This window comes from Neobacillus drentensis, from assembly GCF_036966985.1.
GTDB lineage: Bacteria > Bacillota > Bacilli > Bacillales > Cytobacillaceae > Neobacillus > Neobacillus drentensis_E.
Map to the genome: position 1 here is coordinate 13,138 of NZ_JBALSN010000288.1, position 10,710 is coordinate 23,847.

At 36.5% G+C, this 10,710-nt stretch carries 11 protein-coding genes; 4 read left to right on the forward strand and 7 right to left on the reverse strand.

Annotated features, from left to right (window positions below; all coding sequences use genetic code 11):
- Positions 1–138: 138 nt before the first annotated feature.
- A complete protein-coding gene (locus V7659_RS19115) occupies positions 139–336 on the forward strand; it encodes an alpha/beta-type small acid-soluble spore protein (RefSeq protein ID WP_026566245.1) in 198 nt (65 codons plus the stop codon).
- A gap of 41 nt (positions 337–377) precedes the next feature.
- Here the strand turns inward: V7659_RS19115 and V7659_RS19120 are convergent, their stop codons facing one another.
- From V7659_RS19120 to V7659_RS19145, 6 genes are all read right to left on the reverse strand, one after another.
- On the reverse strand, positions 378–1,598 hold the full coding sequence (locus V7659_RS19120) for an anti-sigma factor domain-containing protein (protein WP_335541432.1): 1,221 nt from the start codon (positions 1,596–1,598) through the stop codon (positions 378–380).
- Positions 1,595–2,344, reverse strand: coding sequence for an RNA polymerase sigma factor SigI (gene sigI, locus V7659_RS19125; protein ID WP_335541434.1), 750 nt, complete (start codon positions 2,342–2,344; stop codon positions 1,595–1,597). Before sigI ends, V7659_RS19120 begins: the two co-directional genes overlap by 4 nt.
- A gap of 327 nt (positions 2,345–2,671) precedes the next feature.
- Positions 2,672–3,136 (reverse strand): hypothetical protein, encoded by a 465-nt coding sequence (locus V7659_RS19130; protein ID WP_335541436.1) that lies wholly within the window; start codon positions 3,134–3,136, stop codon positions 2,672–2,674.
- Positions 3,137–3,239: 103 nt separating this feature from the next.
- On the reverse strand, positions 3,240–4,778 hold the full coding sequence (locus V7659_RS19135) for an aldehyde dehydrogenase family protein (protein ID WP_335541437.1): 1,539 nt from the start codon (positions 4,776–4,778) through the stop codon (positions 3,240–3,242).
- Positions 4,779–4,793: 15 nt separating this feature from the next.
- Positions 4,794–5,891, reverse strand: a complete 1,098-nt coding sequence (locus V7659_RS19140; RefSeq protein ID WP_335541439.1) for an SDR family oxidoreductase — start codon at positions 5,889–5,891, stop codon at positions 4,794–4,796.
- A 139-nt stretch (positions 5,892–6,030) separates the two neighbouring features.
- Positions 6,031–7,611: a peptide chain release factor 3 gene (locus tag V7659_RS19145; protein WP_335541441.1), complete on the reverse strand. Its 1,581-nt coding sequence runs from the start codon at positions 7,609–7,611 to the stop codon at positions 6,031–6,033.
- Positions 7,612–7,786: 175 nt separating this feature from the next.
- On the opposite strand from V7659_RS19145, the gene V7659_RS19150 reads away from it, so the two are divergent.
- The 3 genes from V7659_RS19150 (at position 7,787) to V7659_RS19160 (ending at position 10,477) form a co-directional block, all read left to right on the forward strand.
- Positions 7,787–8,047, forward strand: coding sequence for a hypothetical protein (locus tag V7659_RS19150; protein WP_335541442.1), 261 nt, complete (start codon positions 7,787–7,789; stop codon positions 8,045–8,047).
- A 148-nt stretch (positions 8,048–8,195) separates the two neighbouring features.
- On the forward strand, positions 8,196–9,935 hold the full coding sequence (locus V7659_RS19155) for an AAA family ATPase (RefSeq protein WP_335541444.1): 1,740 nt from the start codon (positions 8,196–8,198) through the stop codon (positions 9,933–9,935).
- Between the two features lie 125 nt (positions 9,936–10,060).
- The gene (locus tag V7659_RS19160; protein ID WP_335541446.1) at positions 10,061–10,477 is read left to right on the forward strand and encodes a YkvA family protein; all 417 of its coding nucleotides are present in this window, start codon (positions 10,061–10,063) and stop codon (positions 10,475–10,477) included.
- A gap of 26 nt (positions 10,478–10,503) precedes the next feature.
- On the opposite strand, the gene V7659_RS19165 is transcribed toward V7659_RS19160, so the two are convergent.
- Entirely contained in the window at positions 10,504–10,632 is a 129-nt protein-coding gene (locus V7659_RS19165; protein ID WP_218345838.1) for a YjcZ family sporulation protein, read from the reverse strand.
- Positions 10,633–10,710: the final 78 nt, after the last annotated feature.

A 10,710-nucleotide genomic window follows, 5' to 3' on the forward strand; every position in this document is an offset into this window, starting at 1 on the left:
AGTTTAACACAGCCATTTTTTTAAAAAATTATATCCAATAACGAAAAACATTTCCACTAATAAAACAACAAAATAAATTAATAATAGCTATACAGAGGTAAAAATTATCTCTGTACTGAAAATAAGGAGCTGATTTATATGGCTAATAGCAGTAACAAGTTGTTAGTACCTGGGATTGAACAATATTTAGATCAAGTTAAATACGAAATTGCACAAGAATTTGGAGTAAATTTAGGGTCAGATACAGTTTCAAGAGCAAATGGATCTGTAGGCGGGGAAATTACGAAACGCCTTGTCCAACAAGCACAAGCACAATTATCTGGACAACAACAATAACTTCATAAAATATGGAAAAAGTCCGGGATTACTCCCGGACTTTATTTATCCTTTTGATTACTCCTATGGTTTCCATAAGATTTTTTACTTTTGTTGTCATCATGTTTAGCTATTTCTTTTTCTTTATTTTTCCACTGGTTTTCATTTTTATTATTGCCGGGATTTCTATGACTATCTTTCCCTTTATACTTTTCTTTGTTCTTTGATTTTTTGCTCTCTGCCTTTTTTTCTTTGCCGTGATCTCTATGACTGTCTTTCCCTTTAGACTTTTCTTGGTTCTGTGATTTTTTGTTATCTGCCTTATTTTCTTTTTGATTATTATTTTGTTTTTTAGGGCGCTCTTGATTTTGCTTTATTTGATTTTCATCTATCTTTTTCAATTGTCCGGGTGGAGTAAATTTTCCATTTATCCATTTCTTTTCTGGTTGCCTTTTATTTTCTGCAAAAGCCTTATTTTGAAGAGCCTTATTTTCTTTTTGTTTTTTGATTGGCTCAGAAGGGATGGATTCTTCTGGTTCCTTTTGTATTGCTTTACTATCAGCTGGTTTCTTTTGTTCTTCTGTTTTCACACTATTAGTTTCATTAATAACAACTTTAGCTTTGCTTTCTTTGTACTTTCCAGTTGTAGTACCATGTTTAAGAGCTTCTTCCCGTTCTTCCTCCGTACCATTTAGAACTATAGGTTCTATCTTTTGTTTTACTACGGATGCTTTTATCTCTTCAATATTCTCTTTAAGTTCCTTTTCTACTTTTACTTCCGTCTCTTCGGTTCGAACTGTGGATATGATAACGTGATCATTTGTACTCAAATAGCCTTCTTTATTCATTTCAGCTAAGATCGTTTGTACTAAATCAGAAACATTTTTCTTTTTCCAGCTAGTCAGATGCGAGACAATCTTCTTACCGTCTTTGTTAAATCCTGTGATCCTAATAACCTGCATTTTCTTATTAACACCAAGTTCGATACTTGGATTAACATCAATGGACATATAGGCATATGCTTTATTACTTTGATACATAGGGAAAAATGAGCCTAGCATAATAACGAACACAGCCACTAGTGCCCAAACCGGTTTAAATTTAAAAATGCAATTAATCGAACTAAAAGGATTTGAACTTTTAACACGTTCCATTGGAAAAAAGTGAATTTCTTCCCCAATTGCATATGGCTGATTTTGCCTCTTGGTATGCAAAAACTCACCTTCAGGGGTCATTAGCGTAAGGAATTCTTCTTCAATTTCCATTATAATTCCCTTTTTCATGTGTCTAGCACCCCCTTTATATAATCTTTCATATAAACATAATCACTAGATAAAATAAGTGCAATGGCAATAATATATTTCCTATTTCGTTCAATCGTCTTTCTGCTGACATCTACCATTTTCTCTAATTGTTTAATGGGAAGACGTTTATTAGTAAATAACATTTCTTTTAATTCTTCGTTTTCTACTAACAATTTTGCAGCTATAATTGCGTTTTTGCGCGCATCGACATGCTTTGGTGAATTCTCAACTAAGTCAGAAAAACTTAAATCAAAAGTAGTTAATAATTTCTGAAAGTGAACAATCTCATCCTTTCTTAATTGTTCATCATTCTTTTTTTGGTAATCATCTAATGAGAGTTCATTAACAATAATTGTTCCAGCTGTTTCTTCTTCGTTAGTATCATTGGTTAAGTCAAAACTTAAATGTTGATTTTTGGATTGCTTACGAATATAGTCAATTACTCTTCTCTTGATAATGACTTCGGAAAAACTCAATAAGGAGTTTCCTCGCTCTTTTGAATATTTCTCTATCGCTTCATTGAATGCGATGAGACCAATACTAAATTCATCATCGGTTTCATAGATATATCGTTTGCATACAGAAGATACTGTTTTAGCTATAAATGGTTTGTAGGAATTAATAATTTCGTCAAGTAAGTAACGGTCGCCTTGTTGAATCAGAAGAACCATTTCTTCCAAGGTGTTCTTCTTTTTCTTTTTGGCCATAAACAATAAACCTAGCATATGCTCACCTCTATTCGACCAATTATAACATACGGGTGTTAACTTGGACTTTTTGGAGTTAAGCATTTAGAAAAAAAAAGCCCCAAGAATGGCTATCTTTTCCTGTTTATTGTTATAGCACTTATTAATTTTTCTTTTTCTTTGTTTCATGTTTTTTTATTTCCCTTACCACTTCCTTTTATCTTGTTTCCTCTGTATAAAACCTTATTTTCACTACATAGTTACGTTGCAACTCAAGCAATTTGTGGGGGTTCATTTTAAAAAAATTTTCCCAATAAAAAGCTTCAAACCAGAATATCCTGATTTGAAGCTTTTTATTAAATAATTTTAATTTTTAAGCTTTAAAGACAATAAAAATTTAATTAAAAAACCAATAAGCAACCCAGGAATTAAAAATAGCATCGGTAAAAAGACTGGACCAGGATGGATTTGAAAAATTGTAACTTTAGGTGATACCATCAATCCTACAGTAACAAAATAGGCACCGAAGACAAATGGAAAAAATGAGTATTTTTCATTTGCAGGCATAGCAGAACGGTAACCATCCCACAAGGAAAATAAATAGACACATGGGTAAAACATTAGCCATTGATAGTTAAGAACCGCCTCTGCCTTGTCAATTTCACCTAAAAAGCTGTACATGATGGCCGAATTAAAATGACTATTGGCATTTATCATTACTTCTAAGGTGACAAACAATATTCCTTTGATATATTGACCCATTAACAACTGACTAAAACCAGGAAAAGCAATATTCCAAAAAACAGCTTCGAGTTTATTCATCTTTTTCATCGTACAGTCCCGCTTTTCATGGCATATTTTTTAAGGTGAAAAACCTAAACTTAGTTTATCCATTTTTGCCAAAAAACAGCGGAAATTCAATTATTTTTCCCAACTAATTCTTTTTGAGGATCCGTAAATAGGTTTGTGAGAATTTAATCCAGTTTCGATTGGTTTGGAAATAACTTTTAAAAAGTTGAAGAAATAATGGGTATTTTCCTTGATATGGATACCAATGAATTTCACTTTTTTTTCGTCCGGTATCCTCGACAATTGCTTTTTCATGGCAAAAAATTCTTAACCCGGCATCCCCATGATACCTGCCGATTCCACTTTGTTTTGCACCTCCAAAGGGAAGGCCATGATTGGCAATACTAATTATAGCGTCATTTATCACCACTGCCCCTGATACGAGTTTAGAGGATACTCTTCTCGCTTTTATATTATCATTTGACCAAACGCTTGCATTTAATCCATAAACCGTATCATTTGCAAGACTAATTACTTCATCTTCACTCTCAAATGGAATGACTGGCAGAATAGGGCCAAAGGATTCTTCCTGGATTATTTTCATATCATGGTTCACATTTGTAACTACCATTAGCGGTAAAAACATTCCACTGTCCCATTTCTTAGGCAATAGACCGGTCTCTAGTCTTGCGCCCTTCTTTAATGCATCCTCTAACTGGTCTCTTACAATTTCTATTTGAGGCGGGAAGGTCATCGAACCGACATCGTCATCTTCATCGGTCCCCTGTTTTAAGGTTAAGATCTCTTTTTTTAGTAAGGATAGAAACTTAGGAAAAATTGATTTTTCAACATACAGCCTTTCAGCACTCATACAAACTTGACCACTGTTAGTAAATGCCGCCCAAACGGCCCCTTTTGCCGCACGTTCCAAATGAGCGTCTGCAAATACAATCATTGGATCCTTGCCGCCAAGTTCTAGCGTTGTTGGAATTAGATGCTTTGAAGCAACTTGTTGAATGATTTTTCCAGTTCGGACAGACCCTGTAAAGAAGATATAATCTGGTTTCCCATTTGTAAAGGCTGCCCCTACCTCTTTTCCACCATGTGCAACTTGAACAACTCCCATAGGAAAGCCCGCTTTGGCAAAAAGCCCCTCCATACATTTACCTACTAGTGGAGTTACTTCTGATGGTTTTAAAATCACTGTGTTCCCCGAGGCCAAAGCACTTAGCATCGGGACCATTGCCAATTGAAATGGATAATTCCATGGCGAAATTACTAAAACCACTCCCCTCGGCATGTATTCAATAAATGATTTCTTTCCTATCAATAAAAGAGGCGTTTTTACTTTTTGGCGCTGAAGAATTTTCTCCCCATGCTTTATTATGTGATCAATACTGTCAAGGGTTGGCATGATATCAGCTACCAAAGCCTCCGTAACCACTTTTCCAGTATCCGCAGCGATTGTTTTAGCTATATCCTCCATCTGCTCTACGATAATATCTTTGAGCTTTAATAGATATTTTTCCCTCTCAGATATTTTCAGATTACTCCACTGCTTAAACGCAATTTTACCCTTTTGATAAAAGCTGTCGACTTCGCTTATTGGCGTTTCAGGAATTTCTCCGATTTGCTCTCCTGTTGCCGGGGCAATTATTTTAAGCTTTTCTTGAGTGGCATCCATCAGTCATCACCCCTGTTATAAAATATTAATTTGAAAGGTTGGGTTATTTTTTTCTTGTAAATAAAATGCTGTCATTGGTTTAATTCCATCTTTAAAGTCAGGACAGGCGATCCCTGAATCCCTAAGATCTGTGACAGCTTGCGTGCAGTCGAATTGTCCTTTCCAAGTAAAGTAATCCAATGCTTCTTTCTCTACTCCCAGATATTTGCGCAACAGTTTAATAGATAGGAACAATTTCCCTAAAGTTAATGGTATCATTCCTTTTGGTTGTTTGTTTAGCATTTCTTGCATTATGATTTCATATATTTCTGAAGCACGATAGGGATGAGGGTCTGTTAGATGATACGTTTTTCCAGCAGCCTTGTCTAATTGGCTTAGATACGTAGTGGCTTGAATAATATAATCTATTGGAACAAGGTTCACATAGGCTTCACCTTTCCCTAGTCGAGGGATGAGAGGAAGAAATTTTAACCGATCTAAAAAGTTCATAATAAAATAAGGGCCATCAAATTTAATGGTTTTACCCGTATTGGAATGGCCTTTGACAATCCCCGGCCGGATGATGGTAACAGGTACTTCTTTTTTTAAGGTTTCCACTAAAACTTCTGCTTCATATTTTGTTTGTTCATAATGGTTTTTAAAACCAGTTGGTTCAATAAGTTCCGTTTCATACAGAATACCTTCTCTATTTCCAACCACATAGGCAGTACTAAAATAAATATATCTAACTAGGTTTGGTAATCTTTTTACCCATTCATTTACGTTTTCCGTTCCATTAACATTCACCTTTTGCGCAATTTCTCTTGGAACGGCTAAATCATAAATGGCTGCTAAATGAAAAACATGGGTAATTCTGTGGTGTAAAACTTCCTGTTCTTCTTCTGTAATAGCAAGAAACGGTTTGGTTATATCTCCAACAATAATGTGGAATGTGGACTCATCTAACCCATATTCCGCTATTATAGCCGCCGATTCTTTTTTTGCTCTTTCAACCATATTCGGCAGGACCAGGACAAAAACAGATCCATTCAATTGATTGTTTTTTAATACTTCGCGAATCAATTGATTACAAATGAACCCAGGAAACCCAGTAAAAAAGAAACCTTTTTCCAACTTATCTCCTCCTTAGTCTTTATCAAGGCGATTGTAATCATTGTAAAGTCCTATGAAAAGATTTGTCCATGGATAATTAGTCTGAATTTTCAGTTTAATAAAAAATAAAAAAGTGACGGATTCTATTCCGCCACTTTTCTTAATTATCTTGATCCATTGGATTATAGAGTTTAACCGATGGATTTTTCTCTTGAAACCATCTGAGAGCAAAGTCATTTTCAAACAAAAATACATAATGCTCATATCTGTCTTTCACTAACATTGAACGAGAACTAGATAAATTTTCATCAACCGTTTCACTATCTACCCACCGGGCAATTTTTGAACCCATTCTTTCCATTAAAACCTCGGCATTATATTCATTTCTCATCCGATGCTCAAAAACTTCAAATTGTAATTGACCGACGGCACCCAATAAATAATCGTCCGTTTTAACGGTTTTATATAACTGAATGGCTCCTTCTTGAACCAGTTGCTGAATTCCTTTATAAAAGGATTTCTGCTTCATAACGTTTTTAGCTGAAACCCTGACATACAATTCTGGTGTAAATTGCGGCAGTCTTTCATATTGAAAATCATTCTTCCCTGTAGTCAAAGTATCACCAATTTGATATGTGCCCGTGTCATATAACCCGATAATATCTCCACTAACTGCTTCATCGACAGTATTCCGTTCTTCAGCCATAAATGATGTCGATTGAGAGAGCTTGATTTGTTTATTCAAACGCGGAATATTCACGGTCATTCCCCGCTCAAATTTCCCAGAACACACACGTACAAAAGCAATCCTATCTCGGTGTGCAGGATTCATATTTGCTTGAATCTTAAACACAAAACCTGAAAATTGTTCCCCTAACGGATCAATTTCTCCAATGGATGAATTGCGCGCCATTGGCGGCGGAGCAAACTTTAAGTATGACTCTAAAAATGTTTGAACTCCAAAGGCAGTTAACGCACTTCCAAAAAATACTGGTGTCAAGTTTCCTGCTGCAATTCTTTCAGCTGAAAACTCATTCCCTGCTTCATTGAGGAGCATAATTTCATCTAGTGTTTGATCATAAAGTCCGGAATTTTTTAGCGGATGGTCACCGGCAATTTCCCCGTCATCATTTAATGGTATAAAACGGTCTTCCTCATCTACACGGAACTGTTCCACTCGATTGTTATAACGGTCATAAATACCAAGGAATTCTTTCCCCATCCCAATCGGCCAGTTCATTGGATATGATTCTATGCCAAGAACCTCTTCTAATTCAGCTAACAGTTCAAGCGGAGGCTTGCCCTGACGATCGAGTTTATTCATGAATGTGAAAATAGGAATCCCGCGCATCCGGCATACTTTAAATAGTTTGAGTGTTTGTGCCTCTATCCCCTTAGCAGCATCAACGATCATTACAGCACTATCTACAGCCATCAAAGTACGATACGTATCTTCACTGAAATCTTGGTGTCCAGGAGTATCCAAAATGTTAACTCGGAATCCTTCATAGTCAAATTGCATGACACTAGAGGTAACGGAAATTCCCCGTTGCTTTTCAATCTCCATCCAGTCACTGGTTGCAAACTTTCCTGTTTTTTTCGCTTTTACAGTTCCCGCGTCTCGAATAGCGCCACCGAATAATAATAATTTTTCGGTTAACGTAGTTTTTCCGGCATCTGGGTGGGAAATAATCGCAAATGTCCGGCGTGACAATACTTCTTCTTTAAAATTGTTACCCATTTCGTTTTCCTCTCTTTTGACAATAAAAATTTTTGTCCATAACTCCAATCTTATCTCTCAAACGGAAACTTTGCAATATTTCTTTAAACCCGAGAGCATAAAGAATATAATGAAAGAAAGCGGTAATGATGAAAAATAAGGACCGTGAGTACATAACACATCGGAGGTACTTGACTTGGATATTACTAAAATCGATCAGCAGACCCTGAATTTATTGCATAAAGCCTTTGAAATTATCCTCAATGAGAACAAAATTTCTTATGAAAAAATTGGAATTGCTGAAGAAGATGCCCAATTATTATTCTTGTTTGAAGGAAAAGATGAAAAAGTTCATGTTTTTAAATGGAATAAAGCATCTTGTATCGGTGCAAGTATTGGGGCAATTGCTCAAAGTGTATTACTGCCAATCATTCCACATCTTCGCTTATTATCGTAGCTTTTATCAACCACACCAGCACATTTATTAAAAATGTGCTGGTTATTTTTTTGATGCAGGCATTTGCGTTTCCCAACGATTCCCACATCCATTTTTCTGGAAACCCATTTATAATAGAGTAGAACTCTGTTGAAGGAGATGAAGAAAGTTGAAGCCAAGTATAAAAAAAGTTTCTAAGTTTATTCCGCTCATTGCAGCGTTAATATTAGTTATTGCAGGAATCGTCTGGATTATACAAACTACCAACAATGAAGTAGCTATACCATTCTCTTCTGTTGAGAAAACCATTCAGGCTCAACAAGGAAAAACGGTTAACATAATTGAAAAACCCGATGGAAGCCTTTATATTCATGCTGGTGAAACGGTTTATCTTTCCCATGTCCCACCAAACAGCCAAATGGTAGATAAGTTGGTTGTTAAATATAATATCCAATACTCCTATTCAAAGAGCAGTAAATATGGAAAATGGATATTATGCGGTGTTATCCTTCTGTTGGCTGGGGCAGCATTCACGCTTCAAAAAACAAAAGGTGGATTGGGATTAAATAATTCAATGAAGAATAGTGTTGCCAAGTCTCGAAGCCTTCCCTCCATTAGTTTGAAAGATGTGGGTGGACTCGGGGACGAAATGAAGGAAGAAATCTTACAAACACTCTCGACCCTAAAAGAACCGGAGCGAGCTTCAAAATTAGGGATTACACCACCAAAAGGTATTCTTTTGTACGGCCCGCCAGGTACTGGTAAAACTTTACTCGCTCAAGCAATTGCCCGTGAATTAAACGCTGCTTTCTTTTCGGCAAGCGGCTCGTCATTTAATGAAATGTTTATTGGAGTTGGAGCAAGCCGGGTCCGTTCATTGTTCAAAGCAGCAAGAAAGCAAGGTCCTGCCGTTGTATTCATTGATGAGGTCGACGCTTTAGCAGCAAAAAGAAAGGCTCATGGCGGTGAGGAAGCCGAAAAAACATTAACAGAATTACTTGTGCAACTTGATGGCGGTCATTCAAATGATGGAATTCTTTTTATTGCTGCCACAAATAGAAAAGACATGTTGGATGAAGCCTTCCTTCGTCCAGGAAGAATTGACTTCTCCTTCCATGTACCACTTCCAGATACAAAAGGAAGAAGGGAGATTATTGCTATTCATGCTAAAGATAAATCATTTGATAAGGATGCTCTTGCACAATTAGATGAATTGGCAGAAAGTACCTCAGGCTTTTCAGGTGCGGAGCTCCAATCTCTTTTCGAAACAGCTAGTAGAAGAGCTGTTCGGAACGGCCAAGAAACGATCCAAAAGCAAGACATCGATTATGCCCTTGATCGAACGATTTTAGGGAGCACTTCCCGGTCTTTACAAGATTATGATACAAAACGAAGGGTCGCCATTCATGAAGCCGGTCATGCCATTGTAGCTTCATTAACGAAGCCGGGTTCTGTTAGAAAAGCAACCATTATCCCCCGTGGTGAGGCGCTCGGATATGTTGCACCAATTCCAAAGGAATTGCATTTGTCTACCACCAGCGACTTGTTAGAGCGCGTTGCAATGATATTAGCTGGCGGGGTTGCTGAGAGAATGCATTTAGGAGAACACAGCATCGGCGTAAGTGGCGATGTTCAGCAAGCAAAACAAATTATCGAACAAATGGTAGATACAGGAATGCTTCAAGAAGGATTTACATTGACCTTCAAAAAACAAGATAAAGAAGAAAAGATGCAAGAGCTATTTGAAAAAGCTTTACAAAAGGCAGAGAGTCTTATTAGTAACAATCAGTATCAGTATCAACAATTAGTCGATGCATTATTAAAGAAAGAAACACTTGAAGGCTCTGAAATTGAAGAAATAGTTTGGGGAACACCGTCAGCCATAATTGATAATATGGTCTTAGTGTAAATATAAACTACGAAAACCAGGTACTGCTTAGAGGGCACCTGGTTTTCATTTATTATGAAATATCTAATGTTTTTTTTATTTGGTGGTAAACTAAGCATGGACTTCACAAAAAGGAAGTGAATAAATTGTTTGGTAAAACTAAGATTTTTGAAAAAGAGCAGCAAAAATATGCTAATGAAGCAAACCAATACCTTGGCAACCCTCAAAAGACAGAGGGATTGCTTAACAAAGCAATAAAAATAGCAAATGAAAAAAAAGGAAGTTTAGGAGAAGTCTGGGAAAAACTGCAATTATTTTTTGAATTAGTTAAAGCCTATTCAAAAGGTGAATATAAAAATGTCTCGCCAAGCACCATTCTTACTGTCATTGGTACCCTGCTTTACTTTGTTTCACCACTTGACTTAGTACCAGATTTCATTATTGGTCTGGGCATACTTGATGATGCTGCCCTGATTGGCTTTACTGTAAAGAAAATCTCCACTGAATTAGATGCTTTTAGTAAATGGAAACGTGCTTTTTCAGATGAAAACCCGCTTGATTAAGCAAGCGGGCCTCCTTTTTTATATTTTTATCTAAAGCAAGCTGCACCGACAATAATCAAGAGGATAAATAATACTACGATTAAGGCAAATCCCCCGCCGTAGCCGCATCCGCCGCCGTAACCGTAACCGCATCCACCATATCCATATCCAAACATTTATCAAGACCTCCTTTTTATCTTTATCGTTTTCTTAGTAGCACCATGAAGCCCCAATTATAATTAACAAAATAAATA